Genomic DNA, 20146 nt, shown 5'->3' on the forward strand with positions numbered 1-20146 from the left:
ATCGAGCGGAACCAGATCCAGCTCCCTGCGTTATGCTGTGGTGCAGCATAAATATCGGGTTAGAGTTAAGCATGGACGCAAAAGTATCTCAGTTCTCCATTCACGCAGGCGAGCCGACGCCGCTCGGGGCCACTTTGGTGGACGGAGGTGTCAATTTCAGTGTTTTTTCCGCTCATGCCGAGCGCATCGAGGTTTGTATCTTCGATCCCTCGGGCACAATCGAACTCCAACGGTTGACGCTTCCGGAAAATACCCACGAGCTTTTCCACGGTTTCATCCCCGGTCTGACCAAAGGGACGCTCTACGGACTCCGTGCGCATGGCCCCTTCGACCCCGAGAATGGTCATCGCTTCAACCCGAATAAACTGCTGGCCGACCCCTATGCCCGCAGCTTTTACGGCAAGCTCGAGAACTCGGATACGCATTTCGGCTACGACCTCAACGCCGAGGAGAAAGACCTCACCTTCGACGACAGCGACAACGCCCGCTTCATGCCGAAGTGCCGGGTCATAGCGCCCCGCACGGCCAAGGAAATCCTGCGACCATCCATCCCGTGGTCCCGGACCGTGGTCTATGAGACCCATGTGAAAGGCTTCACCAAGCGCAATCCACTGATCCCCGAGGATCTGCGCGGCACATTCGATGGCCTCGGCCACGAAGCGGCGGTGGACTATATCAAGAGCCTCGGCATCACATCGGTCGAACTGATGCCGATGCATGAATTCTTCGACGACTTCCACCTCGCCGACAAGGGACTGACCAATTACTGGGGCTACAACACGTTCGGCTTCTTCGCGCCCGCATCACGCTATTTCGGCCCGTCGGGCCAGTATGGTTTTCTCTCCACGGTGCGCGCCTATCACGACGCCGGCATCGAGGTGATCCTCGACGTCGTCTACAATCACACCGCCGAGGGCAACGAACTCGGCCCGACCTTGAGCTTCAAGGGTCTCGACAATTTTTCCTACTATCGCACGCTTGCCGACAATCATCGCTACTATGTCAACGACACCGGCACCGGAAACACGGTCAACACCTCCCATCCCCGCGTGCTGCAGATGGTGATGGATTCGCTTCGCTATTGGGTCGAGGAGATGGAGGTCGATGGCTTCCGTTTCGATCTCGGCACCATCCTCGGTCGCGAGCCGGAAGGTTTCAACGAGCGCGGCGGCTTCTTCGATGCGGTGTTGCAGGATCCGGTACTCGCACGTGTAAAACTGATCGGCGAGCCTTGGGATATTGGACCGGGCGGCTACCAGGTCGGCGGCTTCCCCCCGGGCTGGGCCGAGTGGAACGACAAATACCGCGACAGCGTCCGCGAGTACTGGAAGGGTGATGAGCACACCGCACCCGATTTCGCTGCCCGCATTCTCGGTTCGGGCGACTGCTACGACCAGCGTGGCCGCCGCCCGTGGTCGAGCGTCAATTTCATCACCGCTCACGACGGCTTCACGCTCAACGACCTCGTCTCTTACGACGGCAAGCACAATGAAGCGAACGGCGAGGACAACAACGACGGCCACGACCACAATCGCAGCCATAACTATGGCGCTGAAGGCCCGACCGACGACCAGGGCATCAACGATATCCGCGAACGCCAGAAGCGGAATTTCCTCGCAACGCTGTTCTTCTCGCATGGCACGCCCATGCTGCTGGCAGGCGACGAATTCGGCCACGGACAATCCGGCAACAACAACACCTATTGCCAGGACAACGAACTGACATGGTTGGATTGGGAAGGCCTATCCGGCGCCAATCAGGAGCTTCTGGAATTTACCAGGCGGGTGATCGCGCTTCGTACTGCACAGCCATTGCTCCGTCGCGAGAACTGGCGCGATGGCATGATCGTCAACTGGTTCACATCAGAGGGCGGCGAGCAGTTGCCCGAGCATTGGCACGACGAGCCTACGCTCAGTCTACATTTGCAGCGTCCCGATCTGAGAGACGAGGCCGAACTATGGTCGGAAGTCCTGATCATCTTCAATCCACGCGCCGAGGACGTCTCCTTCACCCTGCCGGATTTTGGCGAGGACGACTGGAATTTCGCGCTCGCCACATGCGACACGCCGCTGTCCGAGGGACCGGTCAAGGCCAAGAAGCCTGTGCTGGCCACAGCGCGCAGCCTCATGCTGTTCTACCGATGAACAGCGCGTGGCAGTCAATCGTCCGTCTGCAATCATTCTCTTTCTCAACACCGTGTGGAACTCCGGACCACTCCCGGCAGTTTCCGCACCAGGGCCGCGAGATACGCGTCGGCAATTGAAACGCGACAGGGAATTCATGCAGCAAGCCGAAGGTCATTCCAGCATCATCAATCTCGAGAGCAATGCCTGGCGCTCGGACCCGGCCGAGAAGGTCGGCTTCATCATAGATGCGGCTGAATATTACCGCAGCCTCCAGGAAATTCTGCCAAAAGCGAAAAGTACGATCTGGATCATCGGCTGGGATTTCAATCCCGACATCTACCTTGATCCCGAGCGACCGGATGTGACGCTGGGCGCGTTTCTCCGATCGCTCGTCGATGAGAATGAAGAACTGGAAATCCGCATTCTCGTCTGGGCGATGGGGCCGATCTATTCGGGCAAGTCGCTGCGCCTCTTCAGCGAGAACACATGGTCCAATCACCCGCGTATTCATCTGCGTTTCGATGCAAAGCACCCGCTTCGCGGATCGCACCACCAGAAGATCGTGGTCGTGGACGATACCATTTCATTTCTCGGCGGTATCGATCTCACAGCCAGACGCTGGGACACGCCCGCTCATGACGTTGACAATCCGCTCAGGGTCTCGCCGGACGGCGAGGCATATGATCCCGTGCATGATCTCCAGTCCGTCGTCACTGGACCGTCGGCAGTCTCCATCGGCGATCTCGCACGCAAGCGTTGGGAACGCGCTACGGGCGAAAAGCATGAGAGGGTTACCGGGGACGATGATCTCTGGCCCTCCAATATTGAGCCAGCCCTTGCAGGATGCCAGGTCGCACTGTCGCTGACAGAGCCCGGCCGCACCAAACGCAGAAGCAAGAAGCAGGCGATGCAACTGACCATCGACGCACTTCGCTCGGCGCGGCGGCACATCTATATGGAAACCCAGTATTTCGCCTTCTTCGGGATAGCCGATTGCATGAGCGAACGCCTTAGGGACCCCAACGGTCCGGATGTCGTTGTCGTGCTCACCCGCGCCTCGCACGGCTTTCTCGAAAAAGTCATCATGGGCGGTAATCGTGATCGATTGATCCGCCGGCTGAAGCGCGCCGACATCCACGGCCGGCTGCGGGTCATGTATCCCGTCGTGCCCAAGGCGGATGGAACCGAGCAGGACGTGCTCATTCACTCCAAGCTGTTGATCATCGATGACAGGTTTGTCCGCCTCGGTTCATCCAACCTCAACAACCGCTCCGAGGGAATGGACACCGAGGCGGATATCGCTATTGAATCCACGGCCGAGGGGTGTAGCGCGTCGATCACCAGCCTTCGCAACTGTTTGATGGCCGAACATCTCGATGCGAGCGAAGAGGCTGTCGCGGAGGCGATCGCACGGACGCATTCGCTGACCAGGACGATCGACGAACTCAACACCCGTCCCCGCGGTCTGCGCGACATGCAGGTACAGGTGGACAAGGGCGGGATAGAGCCGATTTGGGGTACTGACCTCGTCGATCCTGCAAAGCCTTTCCGGCTGTTTCAGAGAGTGAGAAAGGGCCTCGATGCGGCGGCCACAAGGCTATTTGGCATTTTCGTTTAATTCAGGATCGGATTTTAGCACAAACTCGCTGCCAACCAGCAGCGGGAGGCCGATTGCGAGCGGGATGAAATAATAGATCACCCGGAAGGCGATGACCGCAGCGATCGATTCCGCGCCCGGCAGGATATGTACGATCGTTGCTTCGAGCACACCAAGTCCACCCGGAATGTGACTGACGATCGCCGCGATATTCGCCGTGATCGAAGCCGCCGCCACCTGGAGATAGGCAGCTTCTCCGAACGCGGTGAGCATTTGGTGCAAGCTCGCCGCGACAAGCGCGAAATTCACAGTACCGACAACCATCTGGCCTGCCGCGATCGGCAGCGACGGCATCTGGAAGCGCCAATTGCGGATATGCAAAGGTGTACGCAGAAACGCGGAGAGAAGGAGATAGAGAGCCGGAAACGTGAAGCAGCAGAGTGCTGCGACCGAAATTGCCTGGTCGCTCAGCCCCGCCATCTGGGCGACGTCGTCAGGCCGCAGAAAGATCGCTGCCGCGCCAAGCGTCGCCAATCCCAGTGCCACCGTCACGCCGCAGAACACAATGACCTTGGCAACCTGCTCCGTGGTCAGCCCCCAGCGCGAATAGAAGCGATAGCGTATCGCCCCGCTGCTGAGTGCCGCCACTCCGACATTGTGGCCGATCGACAGGCCGGTGAACGAGGCAAGCGACGTCTGGTGGAACGGTAGCGGCTTGCCGGCATAGCGCACGGCAAGCGCATCATTGCAGGCTAGGCAGAAATAAGATCCGGCAGCAAATGCCAGGCCGAGCATCAGGTTCGACGCGGGAATCGATCGCAGTGCCCGGCTTATGTCGTCGAAGCTATATTGCTGCAGGGTATTGTAGAGCAGATAGACGGCGCCGGCCACGGCGACGACAATGATGATCCTGAACAAGTATCGGAGAAACATGCGCTAGTCCTGCCAATGGCTGCCTGGATGGGGAACGAATGGCCCAGTCGCGGGTTCCTTCGCCATGCAAATAGCGCCAAACGAAATTCCAGGGGGCGGCCTGCTTCGCGTGCTGACCTACAATGTTCATAGCTGCCGTGGCCGCGACCGGCGGCACGATCCCGCCCGCATCGCCGAAGTGATCGCTTCGGCCGATCCACAGGTCATTGCACTCCAGGAACTGGATGTCGGCCGCATCCGCACCGGCGGCATCGATCAGGCGCACATGATTGCCGAACATTTGCGCATGGACGCCCATTTCCATCCTGCGTTGCATGTGGATGAGGAAAAATACGGCGATGCCATCCTCACCGCCTTGCCTTCGCGCGTGGTCCGGGCCGCAGCTCTGCCCTCTGTCGGCGAACCGCGCGGCGCGATCTGGGTGGAAGTCGATTATCACGGCGCGAAGGTTCAGATCATCAACACGCATTTCGGCCTATGGCGGCGCGAACGGATGCTTCAAGCCAGGACGCTGGCCGCCGACGAATGGCTCGGGAGTGAGGCATGCCGAATATCACCCTCACTGCTTGCCGGCGATTTCAATGCGGGTCCACGCTCGCGGACCTATACGATCCTCGCGGAAGGCTTGTCCAAGCGGGTGCTGACAATCCCTGCCCGGCCGACCTTCCCCGCGCGCTTTCCAGTCTTACGGCTCGATCATATCTTCGCCAACGCCCTGGCGCGGATCATCGGTTATGAGGTTGTTGACACACCGCTTGCGCGGCAAGCATCGGATCATCTGCCGCTGCTCGCCACCGTGGAACTGCGGGCGGTGGAACGCGCAGCGACGACCAGATCCGAGCCGGAAAACGCCGAAACAATGACCGCCCATGGTTAGAAACGGTCCCGACGACGCCCCGTCCGCCATGCCCATATCGACCTACAGGCTGCAGTTCCGCAACGGCATGACATTCGACCGGGCGGTCGGTCTCATCCCGCATATCAAGAGCCTGGGCGTAAGCCACCTCTATGCATCACCGATCTTTTCCGCCGCCGCCGGTTCGACCCATGGTTACGACGTGATCGATCCGAATGAAATGGATCCGGAGATCGGCGGCATGAAGGGCTTCGTGCGCCTCTCGGATGCCCTGCTTGGCGCAGGTCTGGGCCTGATCCTCGACATCGTGCCGAACCATATGGCGGCGTCGCTCGAAAACCGCTGGTGGGCCAGCGTGGTGAAATGGGGCCGTGCGAGCCCCTATGCGACCTTTTTCGACACCGATTGGGATCAGCAATTGACCATGCCGGTCCTCACCGGGCCGATCGAGGACGAGATTGCCAATGGCCAGGGCAGCATCACCATCGACAAATCCGCCGGGACCGTGTCGTTCAATTATCGTGGCACGTATTATCCATTAGATCCGGCAACTTATGCGTCGGTCTTCAGGTCGCAAGACATCCGAGATGCGGTTGAAGCCATTTCCGGGAAGGCGGATTCAGGAGACGAGATTGCATTCCATGACGCCTTCCGGGAAATCCTGATAACTCATGGCACGGACCATGCCCCGGTCGGCAATGCCGCGGACATTTGCTGGTTGCTGAACCTCCAGCCCTGGAAGCTTATCCACTGGCGAGAGGCGGCAAATGGTCTGAGCTATCGTCGGTTCTTCGAGGTCACCGGCCTAGTCGGGCTACGCGTGGAAGATGCCACCGTGTTCGACGCGGCCCACCAACTCACGCTTGATCTGGTGCGACAGGGCCGCGTCCAAGGATTGCGGATCGACCATGTCGATGGACTAGCCGACCCGGCCGCCTATCTCCAGCACCTTCGCGACAAGGTCGGACCGGACATTTACATCGTCATCGAGAAAATTCTCGAAGGCGATGAGACGCTGCCGCCCGACTGGCCCGTCGCGGGCACCACCGGCTACGAATTCATCGCCGCGCTCGCAGGCGTGTTCACGGACCACGAGAGCCAGACGCTGGACAAGGCATGGGCCGAAGTGGCGCCCGGCTTCTCGGAGCAGGAGCAGGAACTGCAAAAGGTCAAGCGCTTGCTGGCGGATGTCAATTTCCGGGGTGAAACCAGTGCCCTGGAGAACTGGGCCACCAGGATCGCCACAGCCGACAGGAGAGAGAACCTCACAACGGATGGCAAACTCTCGGAGGCTGTGCGCGAACTGGTGACGGGCTTCCGCGTCTATCGCACCTATGGAACCGACACGGGGTTGAGCGAGACGGACAGGCACCTGCTGGACGAAGTGTTCGAGACATTGGAAGCCCGAAATCCCCATCTTTGCGACGCCTTGTCTTTCCTCCATGACATATCGTCTGGCAAGGTGAGCGAGGCTGCTCGTACCGATGCCATCCGCTTCCGCACCCGCCTACAGCAACTCACCGGACCGGTGCTCGCCAAGTCGCTCGAGGACACATTCTTCTACCGCTACAACAGGCTCATCGCGCTCAACGAGGTCGGCGGCGATCCGATCGGCCGCGAAGGCGACGTGACCCGCTTCCACGCCAGCATGCAGGAACGGCTGCACACACAACCCTTCGCGCTGACGACGACATCGACCCATGATACCAAGCGCGGCGAGGATGCCCGCGCCAGACTCTACACGCTGAGCGAGGCACCCGAGAACTGGGTCGCTGCTGTCAGGCGATGGCGCGGTTTACATCAGCGCTTGGTCACTCTGTTGCCCGATGGCCCGGCACCCGGACCCGCCGACGAATGGCTGATCTACCAGGCGCTTGCCGGCGTCTTGCCACTGAATTTCGATCCCAATGACGAAGCCTACTTGACCGAAATCCGTGACCGGTTCCTGCCCTATCTCGAAAAGGCTTTTCGCGAGGCGAAGCTCCGGACGGACTGGTCAGACGTCAACGAGCCTTACGAGGCAGCAGTGAAAGCCTATGCCGGACATCTGTTTTCACCGGAAAACCGGGCATTCCTCGATGATTTCCGTACGGTGCTTGCGCCCTATGTCGCGACCGGCATCGTCAACAGCCTCGCGCAGACGCTGCTCAAGCTGACCGTTCCCGGCGTGCCGGATATCTATCAGGGTTGCGAGGGCTTCGATTTCAGTCTCGTCGATCCCGACAACCGTCGCATTCCGAATTTTGTAGCTCTGGCTCCACCCGAAGGGAAACCTTCAATCAATGACCCCGTGGCGCTGAAGTCATGGCTGATAGCCCAAACACTCAAACTGAGGATACGTCACCGTGAGCTCTTCACCTTTGGTGAGTATATTCCAATCGACGTTGGGGGTCTGAGAAGCGACAAGATCCTTGCATTCGAACGACGCCATGCCGGTATATCAGCAATCATTGCCGTGCCGCGCCTGATCCTCGATGCCGTGGCCGGTGGCAAACATCTCTCCCGGGATTACTGGGATGATACATCACTGACGATCCCGGCCGGCGTCTCCCATGTCAGCGATGCCTTCGGAGACGGTGATGAGACCTTCGGCTGCGACGTTCCCATAGCCCGGATTTTCAGCCGGCGGCCGTTTGCGCTCCTGATGACGCCGCACCACTGAACGAGGACATCGCACGTCGAACCTTGAACGGCCCGGCCGGATCGACTAAATAGCGGCCATCGACCACACCAACAGGATGGTGCCCCATGGAATTCAACCCGAACGCAACGCCGCCTTGCCTTGCCAATCGGGAATATCGAATCCATGCCTGCATCCATTACGCTTTCCAATCTTTCGTGGTCCACGCCTGAGGGTCGCCCTCTTTTCACCAATCTCGACCTGAGCTTCGGGCCGGAGCGCACGGCGCTCATCGGCCGCAATGGCGTCGGCAAATCTGTGGTGCTCAGGCTGATCACGGACGAACTTGTTCCGGCGACCGGAACGGTCTCCGTCAGCGGCAGCATCGGCACGCTCGATCAGCGTGTCCAGATCACGCCTGACGAGACCATCGCCACCCTCTTCGGCGCGGAAACGCCCCTTGCCACACTCCAGCGAGCGGAAGCCGGCGAAGCGACAACCGAGGAACTAGCATCGGCCGACTGGACGCTCGAAGCCCGGATGGCCGCGGCATTGGCTCGCGCCGGACTGAATGCGGATACCGCTACCCCGCTCGCTGCACTGTCGGGCGGACAGCGCACACGTGCAGCGCTCGCCGCGCTGGTGTTCAAGGAGCCGGACTTCCTGCTGCTCGACGAGCCCACCAACAATCTCGACCGCGAAGGACGTGCCGCGGTGATCGACCTGCTTGCAGGCTGGAAGGGCGGCGCGGTCGTTGTCAGCCACGACCGTGAACTGCTCGAAACCGTCGATGTTATCGTTGAACTCACAACGCTGGGCGCCACGCGTTATGGCGGCAACTGGACGCAATACCGCGCCCGCAAGGCACTCGAACTGGCCGCCGCCGAACACGACCTCGCCGATGCCGAAAAACGGCTGACCGAGGTGGCGCGCGGCGCGCAGGCGACGGCCGAGCGCAAGGCCCGCAAGGACTCAACCGGCAAGCGGGCCGCCGCCAAGGGCGACATGCCGCGAATTCTGATTGGCGCGCGCAAGGAGCATAGCGAGAACACCAGCGGCGGCAATGCCCGACTGACGGAACGGCTTCGCAGCGAGGCAGAGACTGATCTCGCCGCCGCCCGCGAGAGGATCGAAAGGCTTCGGGAATTGTCGGTCACGCTGCCATCGACGGGTCTACCGGCCGGAAGACTCGTATTGCGCCTCGATGGGGTAACCGGCGGCTTTGATCCTGGCCAACCCATAATCGAGAACCTGTCTTTCGACATCAGGGGGCCGGATCGCATAGCCGTGACCGGCCCCAACGGATCAGGCAAATCCACACTGCTCGCTCTGATCACGGGTGCTCTTCGACCCTGGTCGGGAACAGTTCGCGCCGCAACGCCTTTTGCCATGCTCGACCAGCAGGTGAGCATCCTCGATCCGAAGACATCGATCCGCGACAATTTTCTGCGGATCAATCCGCATTCCTGCGAAAATGCCTGCCGCGCCGCGCTGGCCCGCTTCATGTTCCGGGCCGATGCGGCACTCCAGCAGGTCTCGACGTTGAGCGGCGGGCAATTGCTGCGTGCCGGCCTTGCCTGCGTACTTGGTGGCGCGAAGCCACCCTCCCTGCTCATTCTCGACGAACCGACCAACCATCTCGATATCGATTCCATCGCGGCCGTCGAGGCGGGTTTGCAGGCCTATGACGGTGCCCTGCTGATTGTCAGCCATGACGAGGTCTTCCTGGATGCGGTCGGCATGACCCGCAGACTTGAAATTCCAAACGAGGAACTCCCGACCGCCCCGCCGGGTTAATCACGCACGAAATGGAGGGCCGCGCAATTGCAGAACTGGCGTCATATTTGCATCGACATGCAACGTCTCTTCGCTGAGAAGACACCTTGGCACGTCGAATGGATGGATCGGGTCTCACCGCAGGTCTCGGAAATCGCCGGACGTTTTGCCAATTCCACCATATTCACGAGATTCGTGCCACCAAACCACGCCAGCGATCTGCCCGGCAAATGGCAGGATTACTACAAGAAATGGCGGATGATGACAGGTGAATACTTGCCGCCGGAACTCATAGATCTGATAGCCCCCCTCAAGCAATTCGTGCCGCCTGCCCGCATCTTCGACAAGTTCACCTATTCGCCTTGGCACGGCGGACATCTTCATCAGCGACTGACCGCAGAGCACGTGACCCAACTCGTCATCAGCGGGGGAGAAACGGATGTCTGCGTGCTCGCCACGGTGCTGGGAGCGATCGACCATGGCTACGATGTCATTCTGCTGGAAGACGCCGTCTGCGGCAGCGCGGACGAAACCCACGAAGCGTCGCTCACGCTCCTGCGAAACCGGTTTTCCGTGCAGTTGTCCGTCGTGACGACGGACGAGTTTCTGTCTCAGGCGACCATGCCGGCCGGCGGATGAACTATTGATCTTCCCTGGTCTTGAACGCATCCGAGACATTGCGCTTGCGAGGATCGCGGAGATTTTCGCCGGCCGCGTCGCGGTCATGCTCCGGATCATCCTTGGCGGGCAGATAGCCGCGCGGTCTGGTGCTTTCAGGTCCTTCCCACCGCGGTGACTGTTCGGTGGTTCCGGGGGCGCCGTTCTTGGGACTGTTGATTGCCATGATTTGTCTCCTTTCGGTCATAAAAGAAATGACGGCAAATCCGGATGGTTCCATGCCGCACGCGTCAGGGCTCGGTGAACCAGATCATCGTCCAAGGCGACATCCACGATACGGAAACGTCACCTCGGGGGTAGAAGACGTTGGCCTTCGGCGGCACATCCATTTGCACGTCTCTATCGCCGAAATTTGCCATCAGCGTCAGCCTGCGCTCACCCTCGGCAAACCAGGTGACACGGACGACGCCCTCGCCGACCTCATATGCCGCAGGGCGAGTTCCGAGCGTGTCCAGCAAGGGCTGAACATGGATACAGCGAAGCTCAAGCAGGGATTTGTAGAATGCCAGCCGTGCGGTGCCTGCAGGCGTGTCGCGCTTTTCCCAGCGAAGCTTTGCCGACAGGAATGTCTCCAGTTGGGTCGGATCGGGGGCATCGTCGGCATCGCCCGCAAAACCCGGCATGCGCGCAAGCTCGCTCTTCCGACCTTCGCGCACGGCGGCATTGAGTTCGTCATCGAAGTCGCAGAAGAAGGGAAAGGGCTCCAGCGCCCCCCATTCCTCGCCCATGAAAAGCATGGGGATCTGCGGAGCAAGCAGATAGATCGCCGCAAGCGCCCGCAGCCGGATGGAGTCGATCGAAGCGGATAACCGGTCGCCATAGGCCCGATTGCCGATCTGGTCATGGTTCTGGATGAAGGCGATGAAAGCCGTCGGCGGCAGATGCGCGCTCGCGGCGCCGCGTGGCGTCCCACGGAAGGGCATCACTTCGCCCTGGTAGACGAAGCCCTCGGCCAGCGCCAGCGCCAGCTTTTTCAAGTCACCGGCATAGTCCGCATAATAGCCGATGTGTTCGCCAGTGGCCGCCACGTGCAGCACGTGATGCATGTCATCGTTCCATTGGGCGGTGAAATGCTTCGGCTTTCCTTGCGGGGCACGCTCGAGCAGGGATGCCTCGTTCTCCTCGTTCTCGAGGATCAGATGGATATGCCGGCCGTTGGTTTCCTCCCGGATACGGCGCGATATCTCATGCATGATGTGTTCGTCGCTATCGTCCGTGATGGCGTGGACCGCATCGAAGCGCAGGCCGTCAAATCTGAATTCATGGAGCCAGTAGAGCGCATTCTCGATGAAGAAATCCCGTACGGCGCGCGAACCATCCCCATCGAAATTGATGCCAGCGCCCCATGGGCTGCGGTGCCGTTCAGTGAAAATCGGCGCATAGAGCGGAAGATAGTTTCCGTCCGGGCCGAGGTGATTATAGACGACATCGAGAAACACCGACATCGACCGCAGATGCGCTTCGTCGATCAATGCGCGCAGGTCTTCGGGATGGCCGTAGCTCGAATCCGGCGCATAGGGCAGCACGCCATCATAGCCCCAATTCCGGCTCCCACGAAAATCCGCGAGCGGCATGATCTGGATTGCGGTGATGCCAAGTTCGTTGAGATGATCGAGCTTTTCGATCGCCGCCCCGAATGTGCCCGCCTCGGTGAACGTCCCCATATGCAGTTCGTAGATCACCGTCTCGGCCCATGGACGGCCCGCCCAATCGGGGCTTTTCCATTGATATGCCTTGGCATCGATGACCACGGATGGGCCGTGGATATCGTTCGGCTGATAGCGCGAGGCAGGATCGGGCACCTCGGTTTCGTCCTCGAGGACAAAACAGTATCGTGTTCCCGCGCCGGCATCGGCGAGATCAAGGATGTGCCAGCCGTTTTCGTCGCGGCGCATCGGCTCAGGGCTGCGACCTTCAATCAGGATGTCGATGCGACCCTGCTTCGGCGCCCAAAGCCGGAATGTCGTGGAATGATCGCCGAGGACCGGTCCAAAGCTGTAGAATGCCAACGCTCGCCCTCGCTGCTGATCACCTGATCGAACGAGAGAAACCGCGTGAACGTTCCAAATTTTCTTCGGTTAATCCGCGGGCCGCACGGCATCGGGATGCGCTGCGGCAAAGGCGGGAAGCGCCCGGCAGCGCTCGGCGATTTCAAGCAACCGTTTGCAGCCCGACACATCCGCCCCCCAGCGTTCGGCGTTGTAGACCTGCGGCACGAGGCAGAAATCGGCCATTCCAGGTGAATCTGCATGGCAGAACGCACCTGTCGCGGGATCATCGAGCATCGCCTCGAAAGCCTTTAGCCCCTGCCCGATGAACCGCCGCATCCATTCCGGCCGCGCCTCGTCCCGGCCGGTCAGCTCGACGACATGCGCGGCCACGTGGCTGTTGCAGATCGGATGGATGTCCATCGCGATAGCATAGGACAGCGCGCGGACACGATGCCGGCCGAGCGGATCGGCAGGCAGGATATGCGCCTCTGGATGCATCTCGGCGAGATACTCGATGATCGCCAGCGATTGGGTCATTTTCTGCCCATCAAGCTCCAGCGTCGGGAGAAGACCCTGCGGGTTGAGATCGAGATAGGCGCCCTGCCTATGCTCGCCCTTCAGGATATCGACCGGCACGGACTCATGTTTCAGCCCGACCGCATTGAGAGCGATGCGCACCCGATAACTGGCGGACGACCGCCAGTAGTCGTGGAGGACGACCTCGCTCATGCGGCAGCGGACCCGCCCGCTTCGGTGACCGTCTGCTCGATCGCACCGAATATCGAGTGGCCCGTGCGGTCCTTCATCTCGATGCGGACGGTGTCGCCGAATTTCAGGAACGGCGTCTTTGCCGCCCCGGTTTCGATCTTCTCGATGGTGCGGATTTCAGCGATGCAGGAATATCCGTCGCCGCCATCGGCGATCGATTTGCCGTGGCCGCCGTCGCGCTTGTTGGACACTGTGCCCGAGCCGATGATCGATCCGGCCGAAAGGCTGCGGGTCTTCGCGGCATGCGCAATGAGCTGGCCGAAATCGAAGATCATGTCCACGCCGGCATTGGCCTTGCCGAATGCCTTGCCGTTGCAGCTGACCAGCAGCGGCAGATGCAGCTTGCCGTCTTTCCAGGCGTCACCCAGTTCGTCGGGCGTGACCGCCGCAGGCGAGAAGGCGGAGGCGGGCTTCGATTGGAAAAAACCAAAACCCTTGGCGAGTTCATTCGGCACCAAATGCCTAAGCGACACATCATTGACCAGCATGACCAGCCGGATCGCGTCGCGCGCCTGTTCCGGCGTGGCACCCATCGGCACGTCATCGACGATCACCGCCACCTCGCCTTCCATGTCGATGCCGTAGCCCTCGTCGGCCGCGACGATGGGGTCGCGCGGGCCGATGAAGCTGTCGGAGCCTCCCTGGTACATCAGCGGATCGGTCCAGAAGCTCTCCGGCATCTCGCCATCGCGCGCCTTTCGAACCAGCTCGACGTGATTGACATAGGCCGAACCATCCGCCCATTGATAGGCGCGCGGCAAAGGCGACGATGCATCATGCTCATGAAAGCGCATCGATGGCTGCGAACCAATCTCCAGCCCCTCGGCGACTCGCTCCAGACGTGGACCGACATGGGCCCAGTCGTCGAGTGCCGCCTGCAGCGTGCGCGCGATATGCCCGACTTCCGAGCAGAGCGTCAGATCCTTGGACACGACCACCAGCCGGCCGTCGCGCGTGGAATCCTTCAGTGTCGCCAATTTCATGAGCCGTCTGCCTCCCGTTTTGATTCTTCTCCCGGATACAAGCCTACTTGATGCCGGGCGTCCCGTCGAATTTCCTTTCGAGCCCATCCCAGCACTCGAGATAGTCGTCCTGCAGCGTCTCCAGTTCGGCCGCATACCGGGTCAATTGCTGAGGGTAGCGGGTCTCGAACATGAAAGCCATCGTATGATCGAGCTTGACCGGCTTGAGTTCGGAATTCGATGCCTTCTCGAATCCTGACGCGTCCGGTCCATGCGGCAGCATCATGTTGTGCAGGCTGACACCGCCCGGCACGAACCCTTCTTCCTTGGCGTCGTACTGGCCATGGATCAGGCCCATGAATTCGCTCATGATGTTGCGATGGTACCAGGGCGGTCGGAACGTATGTTCCGCCACCAGCCATCGCGGCGGGAAGATGACGAAATCGACATTCGCCGTCCCCGCCTCTTCGGTCGGCGCGGTCAGGACCGTGAAAATCGAGGGATCCGGATGGTCGAACAGGATCGCGCCGACGGGCGAAAATGTCCTGAGATCGTATTTGAACGGCGTGTAGTTGCCGTGCCAGGCGACGACATCGAGCGGCGAGTGGCCGATCTCGGTGACATAGAACTTGCCGCACCATTTCACATGCACGCGGCACGGCGTTTCCTTGTCCTCGTAGGCGGCGACCGGCGTCTTGAAGTCGCGCGGATTGGCAAGACAATTGGCGCCGATCGGACCGCGATCCGGCATGGTGAACTTGGCGCCATAATTCTCGCAGATATAGCCGCGCCAGCCGTCGCCTTCGCCGAGCCGGCTGACCTTGAACATCATGCCGCGCGGCACGAGGCAGATTTCCAGCGGCTCGACATCCATGATGCCCATCTCGGTGAAAACCCGGATCGCCCCGACCTGCGGCACGATCAACAGCTCACCATCGGCATCGAAGAAATAGTCGTCCACCATGTCGTCGTTGAGGACATAGACGTGTGCGGCCATGCCGACCTGGGTCATGACGTCGCCGGCGGCCGTCATCGTGCGCATGCCCTGGAGAAAGTTCGTCGGCTCTGACGGCATGGGGGTTGGGCCCCAGCGCAATTGACCGAGCGGAAGTGAGTGATCATCCAGACATGGCGCGGATTTCCACTGGGGATAGCTGGCATTCGAAAAGCGCCGTGTATGCCGAACGCTCGGCCGGATGCGATAGAGCCACGAGCGCTCGTTGGTCCCACGCGGCGCGGTGAACGGCGAGCCCGAAAGCTGCTCGGCATAGAGGCCGTAATTGCATTTCTGCGGACTGTTCTGGCCCTGCGGCAGCGCACCCTGCAGCGACTCGGTCTCGAAGTCGTTGCCGAAGCCCGGCATATAGGCGGGCTGGTTGCTGGTCTGTGCGGTTATGGCGGAATATCCCTCGGTGCCGACGTCCATGACGGTTCCTCCCATTGCAGGATTGCGTGATATTGGTTACATCGGTAACTGTTGAAAATGTAACTATCAAGGCGCTATGGCCGATCAATTCGAACTTGAACACTTCCTGCCCTATCGGCTAAACCGTGCAGCCGAGGCCGTCAGCCTGAGTTTTTCACGCATCTATAAATCGCGCTACGACATGACGCGCCCGGAATGGCGGACGCTCGCGGCCCTCGGCGCCGTTGGCCGCATGACGGCAACGGCGATCGGCGCGCATTCCAGCATGCACAAGACCAAGGTCAGCCGCGCGATCAGTGCGCTCGAGGAGCGCCGCTGGATCAAGCGGACGGAAGCTGAGAACGACCGCCGCGTCGAGCATATCGAACTCACTCCACACGGTCGCAAGGCCTATGAGGATCTCGCCGAACACGCCCGTGCCTATCAGTCTCAACTTACTGCAATACTTGGCCGCAAGGGATTGAAATCATTCGAAGACGGATTGGATTCCGTAGAGTCGGCCATCCGCCAGGGCAAGCTGCCGGGTTAACGGATTTCGGGCAGCGGCAGCGCGCCGTCACGCTTCAGCGTATTGAGCACGATCGAAGTCTTCACATGCTGAACCGATTCGTGGGGCAGTAGTACGTCGTTGACGAATTCCGAGAGGCCATTCAGGTCCCGCGCCGCGATCTTGAGGTGGTAGTCCATCTCGCCAGTGAGCGCGAAGGCCTCGAGCACTTCGGGCAATGAATTCACCAACTGGGCGAACCGCCGCGCATTATCCCTGTTGTGGGTGGCGAGCGTCACCGAGATCACCACCAGCAGGCCGAGCCCGATCTTCGCCGGATCGAGGCTCGCCCGGTAGCCGCTGATCACACCTTCCGCTTCCAGCCGCGCCCGCCGGCGCGAGCACTGCGATGCAGACAGCGCAATCCGCTCCGAGAGTTCGATATTCGTGAGCCTGCCGTCAGCCTGCAGTGCGTGAAGAATCTTGAGATCGAATCCATCGAGTTGCGTCATCACGCAAAAATCCTCCAATCCATGCACGTTTCACGCATAGATTGGCGCCAATGACGTCCGAATGCAAGCACATTGCGCCGCTGACGTGGCATCATGCGCATTACCATTTGAGACGAGGAGAAAACGATGGGCCCCTTTCCGCACGACGCACCGCCGGCAGAGATTTCAGCCGACAACCCGGCCGGTACCGACGGCTTCGAATTCGTCGAATTTGCTCATCCCGAGCCGGAAAAGCTGAGCGAGCTTTTCACCCGTATGGGCTATTCCGCCGTCGCCAGGCACAAGACCAAGAACATCACCGTCTGGCGCCAGGGCGACATCAATTATGTGCTGAATGCCGAGCCCGGCAGCCATGCCATGCGCTTTGTCGATGCCCATGGTCCATGTGCGCCGTCGATGGCCTGGCGCGTGGTCGATGCAAAATACGCGTTCGAGCACGCCGTCTCGAAGGGCGCCACGCCTTACACCGGCGATGACAAGGCTTTGGACGTTCCCGCCATATCAGGCATCGGCGGCTCGTTGCTCTATTTCGTCGAGCGCTATGGCGCGAAGGGCTCGGCTTATGAGACCGAATTCAATTGGGTCGGCGAAGCCGATCCCCGGCCGGCCGGCGTCGGCTTCTACTACCTCGACCACCTTACCCACAACGTATTCCGGGGCAACATGGACAAATGGTGGGATTTTTACCGTGACCTGTTCGGCTTCAAGCAGATCCATTTCTTCGACATCGACGGCCGCATCACCGGCCTGACGAGCCGGGCGATCACCTCGCCCTGCGGCAAGATCCGCATCCCGCTCAACGAGTCGAAGGATGAGACCAGCCAGATCGAGGAATTCCTCAAGAAGTACAAGGGCGAAGGCATCCAGCACATCGCCGTCGGCAGCGATGGCATCTACGACGCCACCGATCGCCTTGCCGCCAATGGCCTGAAATTCATGCCCGGCCCGCCGGATACCTATTACGAACGGTCGCGCGGCCGGGTGAACGGCCATGACGAGCCGATCGATCGCATGAAGCAGCACGGCATCCTCATCGATGGCGAGGGCGTGGTGAATGGCGGCACGACCAAGATCCTGCTGCAGATTTTCTCCAAGACCGTGATCGGCCCGATCTTCTTCGAGTTCATCCAGCGCAAGGGCGACGAAGGCTTTGGCGAGGGCAATTTCCGCGCGCTCTTCGAGTCTATCGAGGAAGATCAGATCCGGCGCGGCGTGATCAAGCCGGCCGAAGCGGCGGAATAGGATAACCAGCGGGGAAACCGGAGCGGCGCCTGCCAGCCAGGCCCGCTCCGGATAATTCAGGCGATGAAGCGGGCGCGATCTTCCGGCGTCGGCACGTAGCAAGTCTCCATCCGGCCAGCCAGGCGGAAACGGTTTCGGGCGATGAACTCATAGAAGCGGTCCAGCAAACCGCGCGGCACGAGGCCGAAAATTTTCAGCAACGACCAGGGAAAACCGAGCCCTGCCACCATGAGGATCGAGCCTTCCGAACGGAAATAGGGCCGCCCGTTCATGAGCAGCATATTCGTTTCATAGTCACGATCATCAAGCCCGTAGTGGCGATAGAGTGCGGCACCCATAGCGGATTGCGCGGTCATGAAACGATAAGCCTTGCGCTTGTCCCGCTTCAGCGCGAACTTCACCCAGCCCGAACAGAATACGCATTGCCCGTCGAAGATGATAATCGGTCTGTCGTCCTGAAACGACGGCACTTCAGGATCTCGGCGGTAGCTATAGTCTTCCATCGAACTGCCTCGCATGCCTAACATATAGGTGTCCGGCCGTCGTGGTGCCAGCGCCCTCACCCACCGGCTATGCGCTTGAACACCGCATCGAGCGCCTTCTCCAGTGCGACATTGCCGCCTTCGCGGGCGAAATCGCGATGCACCTGTTCATTCAACCCGCCCTTGGTGGAATATCCGTCTCGCAATTCGCCGAACCGCTTGCCGCCCGTGTCGCCCGCAGCCTGCCCGAGACCTGCGAAAAGCTGGCCGAGATAGGCGCCGCCCTTCTCATAGGGCAGTCCTTGACGTTCCAGCCAAACGGTCAGCGTATCAAGCATGCCGAAATAGGTGCCCATGACGGCACCGGCAGCGGCAAGCGCATCATACTCGTGCTTGTTGTCCACCTCGACCGCCTTGCCCAGCCGCGAGAAGATCGCAGCCGAGATCTCATCCCGCGGATGGACGGCCGTAGCGCCATTCAGCCCTGCCACGAAAGGCAGCGGGATCGCCTGGCTGAGCGACACCGGCTGGCCGATCCATTCTTTCAGGTTCTCAAGCGACGTCGCGGCGGCGAAGCTGATGACGTGATGATCCGGCCGAAACTTCAGCGCCTTCGTCACTTCCTCGATGATCTGCGGCAACACCGCGAGCACGACGATATCGGATCGATCCAGCACATCCTGATTATCGGCGCCGATGCTGACATTGCCATGCTTTTCGGCCAGACGCCCGGCAATCGTCGCATTGCGCGGCGAAACGACGATCGGCATATTGCCGAGGTCGGTCTTGCAGATGCCAGTTATCACAGCCTCGACAATATCGCCTGTGCCCACGAAGCCGAGACGCTTGCCTGTCAAATCCACCATGTCATGTCCTTTATGCTTTACCAGCTTCCGCCTGATGGCTCCGGCATGCCAATATCGGCCGGATGAATCAATCATGCAATGAAAGGAAATGCTCATGTCGTCAGGCAAAGTCGCAATCGTCACCGCTGGAGGCAGCGGCATGGGGGCAGCAGCGGCCAAGAGGCTCGCAGCCGACGGCTATCAGGTCGCCATCCTGTCGTCATCCGGCAAGGGCGAGGCGCTCGCCAAGGAACTCGGCGGCCTCGGCGTGACCGGCTCCAACCAGTCGAATGATGACCTGAAGCGTCTGGTCGATGCCACGATGGAAAAATGGGGTCGCATCGACGTCCTCGTCAACAGCGCCGGCCATGGTCCGCGCGCCCAGATCATTGAGATATCAGACGAGGACTGGCACAAGGGAATGGAAGTCTACCTGATGAATGTGATCCGGCCGGTACGGTTGGTGGCACCCATCATGCAGGCGCAGAAATCCGGTTCGATCATCAATATCTCGACGGCCTGGGTGTTCGAACCCTCGGAGATGTTCCCGACCTCGGCCGTATTCCGCGCCGGCCTCGCCTCCTACACCAAGATTTTCGCCGACACCTATGCCAAGCACAATGTGCGGATCAACAACGTGCTGCCCGGCTGGATCGATAGCCTGCCAGCGACCGATGCAAGGCGCGATAGCGTGCCGATGGGACGCTACGGCACCAGCGAGGAGATCGCAGCGACGATCGCCTTCCTCGCCTCAGATGGCGCGGGCTACATCACCGGTCAGAACATCAAGGTCGATGGCGGCCTCACTCGCCACGTGTGACGAAAGCAATCGGGGCGCCACCGGC

The 20146-nt window shown here is 60.4% G+C and carries 18 protein-coding genes; 9 read left to right on the top strand and 9 right to left on the bottom strand.

The annotated features are described in order from the left end of the window. Positions 1-71 precede the first annotated feature (71 nt). Together glgX and IHQ71_RS15040 are read left to right on the top strand one after the other, a co-directional pair. Complete coding sequence (glgX, locus tag IHQ71_RS15035) at positions 72-2144, top strand: glycogen debranching protein GlgX (RefSeq protein ID WP_258157273.1); 2073 nt, start codon at positions 72-74, stop codon at positions 2142-2144. 136 nt (positions 2145-2280) lie between these two features. Then, the gene (locus tag IHQ71_RS15040; RefSeq protein ID WP_258157274.1) at positions 2281-3744 is read left to right on the top strand and encodes a phospholipase D-like domain-containing protein; all 1464 of its coding nucleotides are present in this window, start codon (positions 2281-2283) and stop codon (positions 3742-3744) included. Here IHQ71_RS15040 and IHQ71_RS15045 read toward each other — a convergent pair. Further along, complete coding sequence (locus tag IHQ71_RS15045; RefSeq protein ID WP_258157275.1) at positions 3724-4656, bottom strand: lysylphosphatidylglycerol synthase domain-containing protein; 933 nt, start codon at positions 4654-4656, stop codon at positions 3724-3726. The two genes, IHQ71_RS15040 and IHQ71_RS15045, sit on opposite strands and share 21 nt — an antisense overlap. A 64-nt stretch (positions 4657-4720) precedes the next feature. Between IHQ71_RS15045 and IHQ71_RS15050 the strand changes: the two genes are divergently transcribed. The 4 genes from IHQ71_RS15050 to IHQ71_RS15065 all read left to right on the top strand — a co-directional run bounded on the left by IHQ71_RS15050 (position 4721) and on the right by IHQ71_RS15065 (position 10547). Continuing rightward, a complete protein-coding gene (locus IHQ71_RS15050) occupies positions 4721-5533 on the top strand; it encodes an endonuclease/exonuclease/phosphatase family protein (protein WP_258157276.1) in 813 nt (270 codons plus the stop codon). Then, positions 5526-8174, top strand: a complete 2649-nt coding sequence (gene treY, locus IHQ71_RS15055) for a malto-oligosyltrehalose synthase (RefSeq protein ID WP_258157277.1) — start codon at positions 5526-5528, stop codon at positions 8172-8174. The genes IHQ71_RS15050 and treY overlap by 8 nt, the downstream gene beginning before the upstream one ends. A 144-nt stretch (positions 8175-8318) precedes the next feature. After that, positions 8319-9929, top strand: a complete 1611-nt coding sequence (locus IHQ71_RS15060; RefSeq protein WP_258157278.1) for an ABC-F family ATP-binding cassette domain-containing protein — start codon at positions 8319-8321, stop codon at positions 9927-9929. Between the two features lie 57 nt (positions 9930-9986). Further along, positions 9987-10547 (top strand): cysteine hydrolase family protein, encoded by a 561-nt coding sequence (locus tag IHQ71_RS15065; protein WP_374990028.1) that lies wholly within the window; start codon positions 9987-9989, stop codon positions 10545-10547. A gap of 1 nt (position 10548) precedes the next feature. Here the strand turns inward: IHQ71_RS15065 and IHQ71_RS15070 are convergent, their stop codons facing one another. From IHQ71_RS15070 to hmgA, 5 genes are all read right to left on the bottom strand, one after another. Beyond that, positions 10549-10746 (bottom strand): hypothetical protein, encoded by a 198-nt coding sequence (locus tag IHQ71_RS15070; RefSeq protein WP_258162846.1) that lies wholly within the window; start codon positions 10744-10746, stop codon positions 10549-10551. 70 nt (positions 10747-10816) lie between these two features. After that, positions 10817-12595 (bottom strand): malto-oligosyltrehalose trehalohydrolase, encoded by a 1779-nt coding sequence (gene treZ / locus IHQ71_RS15075; RefSeq protein WP_258157280.1) that lies wholly within the window; start codon positions 12593-12595, stop codon positions 10817-10819. A 69-nt stretch (positions 12596-12664) separates the two neighbouring features. Continuing rightward, on the bottom strand, positions 12665-13306 hold the full coding sequence (maiA, locus tag IHQ71_RS15080; RefSeq protein WP_258157281.1) for a maleylacetoacetate isomerase: 642 nt from the start codon (positions 13304-13306) through the stop codon (positions 12665-12667). Next, positions 13303-14328 (bottom strand): fumarylacetoacetate hydrolase family protein, encoded by a 1026-nt coding sequence (locus tag IHQ71_RS15085; RefSeq protein ID WP_258157282.1) that lies wholly within the window; start codon positions 14326-14328, stop codon positions 13303-13305. The genes maiA and IHQ71_RS15085 overlap by 4 nt, the downstream gene beginning before the upstream one ends. Positions 14329-14371: 43 nt before the next feature. Next, positions 14372-15733 (bottom strand): homogentisate 1,2-dioxygenase, encoded by a 1362-nt coding sequence (gene hmgA, locus IHQ71_RS15090; RefSeq protein ID WP_258157283.1) that lies wholly within the window; start codon positions 15731-15733, stop codon positions 14372-14374. Positions 15734-15809: 76 nt separating this feature from the next. On the opposite strand from hmgA, the gene IHQ71_RS15095 reads away from it, so the two are divergent. Beyond that, a complete protein-coding gene (locus tag IHQ71_RS15095) occupies positions 15810-16262 on the top strand; it encodes a MarR family winged helix-turn-helix transcriptional regulator (protein WP_258157284.1) in 453 nt (150 codons plus the stop codon). Here IHQ71_RS15095 and IHQ71_RS15100 read toward each other — a convergent pair. Then, positions 16259-16732: an Lrp/AsnC family transcriptional regulator gene (locus tag IHQ71_RS15100; RefSeq protein ID WP_258157285.1), complete on the bottom strand. Its 474-nt coding sequence runs from the start codon at positions 16730-16732 to the stop codon at positions 16259-16261. The genes IHQ71_RS15095 and IHQ71_RS15100 overlap by 4 nt on opposite strands. A gap of 126 nt (positions 16733-16858) precedes the next feature. Between IHQ71_RS15100 and hppD the strand changes: the two genes are divergently transcribed. Then, a complete protein-coding gene (hppD, locus tag IHQ71_RS15105; RefSeq protein ID WP_258157286.1) occupies positions 16859-17974 on the top strand; it encodes a 4-hydroxyphenylpyruvate dioxygenase in 1116 nt (371 codons plus the stop codon). 56 nt (positions 17975-18030) lie between these two features. On the opposite strand, the gene IHQ71_RS15110 is transcribed toward hppD, so the two are convergent. Both IHQ71_RS15110 and IHQ71_RS15115 read right to left on the bottom strand, forming a co-directional pair. After that, entirely contained in the window at positions 18031-18477 is a 447-nt protein-coding gene (locus tag IHQ71_RS15110; RefSeq protein ID WP_258157287.1) for a thiol-disulfide oxidoreductase DCC family protein, read from the bottom strand. Positions 18478-18533: 56 nt separating this feature from the next. Next, positions 18534-19322 (bottom strand): pyrroline-5-carboxylate reductase, encoded by a 789-nt coding sequence (locus IHQ71_RS15115; protein ID WP_258157288.1) that lies wholly within the window; start codon positions 19320-19322, stop codon positions 18534-18536. Between the two features lie 94 nt (positions 19323-19416). Between IHQ71_RS15115 and IHQ71_RS15120 the strand changes: the two genes are divergently transcribed. Further along, on the top strand, positions 19417-20121 hold the full coding sequence (locus IHQ71_RS15120; protein WP_258157289.1) for an SDR family oxidoreductase: 705 nt from the start codon (positions 19417-19419) through the stop codon (positions 20119-20121). Positions 20122-20146 lie beyond the last annotated feature (25 nt).

The organism is Rhizobium sp. TH2 (assembly GCF_024707525.1).
GTDB lineage: Bacteria > Pseudomonadota > Alphaproteobacteria > Rhizobiales > Rhizobiaceae > Rhizobium_E.

What these genes read in the sequence shown, in the direction of transcription:
- hmgA (WP_258157283.1), bottom strand. Translation starts at nt 15,733, where the DNA reads ATGGACGTCGGCACCGAGGGATATTCCGCCATAACCGCACAGACCAGC.
- IHQ71_RS15110 (WP_258157287.1), bottom strand. Translation starts at nt 18,477, where the DNA reads ATGGAAGACTATAGCTACCGCCGAGATCCTGAAGTGCCGTCGTTTCAG.
- IHQ71_RS15050 (WP_258157276.1), top strand. Translation starts at nt 4,721, where the DNA reads ATGCAAATAGCGCCAAACGAAATTCCAGGGGGCGGCCTGCTTCGCGTG.
- IHQ71_RS15040 (WP_258157274.1), top strand. Translation starts at nt 2,281, where the DNA reads ATGCAGCAAGCCGAAGGTCATTCCAGCATCATCAATCTCGAGAGCAAT.
- IHQ71_RS15095 (WP_258157284.1), top strand. Translation starts at nt 15,810, where the DNA reads ATGGCCGATCAATTCGAACTTGAACACTTCCTGCCCTATCGGCTAAAC.
- IHQ71_RS15100 (WP_258157285.1), bottom strand. Translation starts at nt 16,732, where the DNA reads ATGACGCAACTCGATGGATTCGATCTCAAGATTCTTCACGCACTGCAG.
- hppD (WP_258157286.1), top strand. Translation starts at nt 16,859, where the DNA reads ATGGGCCCCTTTCCGCACGACGCACCGCCGGCAGAGATTTCAGCCGAC.
- glgX (WP_258157273.1), top strand. Translation starts at nt 72, where the DNA reads ATGGACGCAAAAGTATCTCAGTTCTCCATTCACGCAGGCGAGCCGACG.
- maiA (WP_258157281.1), bottom strand. Translation starts at nt 13,306, where the DNA reads ATGAGCGAGGTCGTCCTCCACGACTACTGGCGGTCGTCCGCCAGTTAT.
- IHQ71_RS15060 (WP_258157278.1), top strand. Translation starts at nt 8,319, where the DNA reads ATGCCTGCATCCATTACGCTTTCCAATCTTTCGTGGTCCACGCCTGAG.
- IHQ71_RS15115 (WP_258157288.1), bottom strand. Translation starts at nt 19,322, where the DNA reads ATGGTGGATTTGACAGGCAAGCGTCTCGGCTTCGTGGGCACAGGCGAT.
- IHQ71_RS15045 (WP_258157275.1), bottom strand. Translation starts at nt 4,656, where the DNA reads ATGTTTCTCCGATACTTGTTCAGGATCATCATTGTCGTCGCCGTGGCC.
- IHQ71_RS15065 (WP_374990028.1), top strand. Translation starts at nt 9,987, where the DNA reads ATGCAACGTCTCTTCGCTGAGAAGACACCTTGGCACGTCGAATGGATG.
- treY (WP_258157277.1), top strand. Translation starts at nt 5,526, where the DNA reads ATGGTTAGAAACGGTCCCGACGACGCCCCGTCCGCCATGCCCATATCG.
- IHQ71_RS15085 (WP_258157282.1), bottom strand. Translation starts at nt 14,328, where the DNA reads ATGAAATTGGCGACACTGAAGGATTCCACGCGCGACGGCCGGCTGGTG.
- IHQ71_RS15120 (WP_258157289.1), top strand. Translation starts at nt 19,417, where the DNA reads ATGTCGTCAGGCAAAGTCGCAATCGTCACCGCTGGAGGCAGCGGCATG.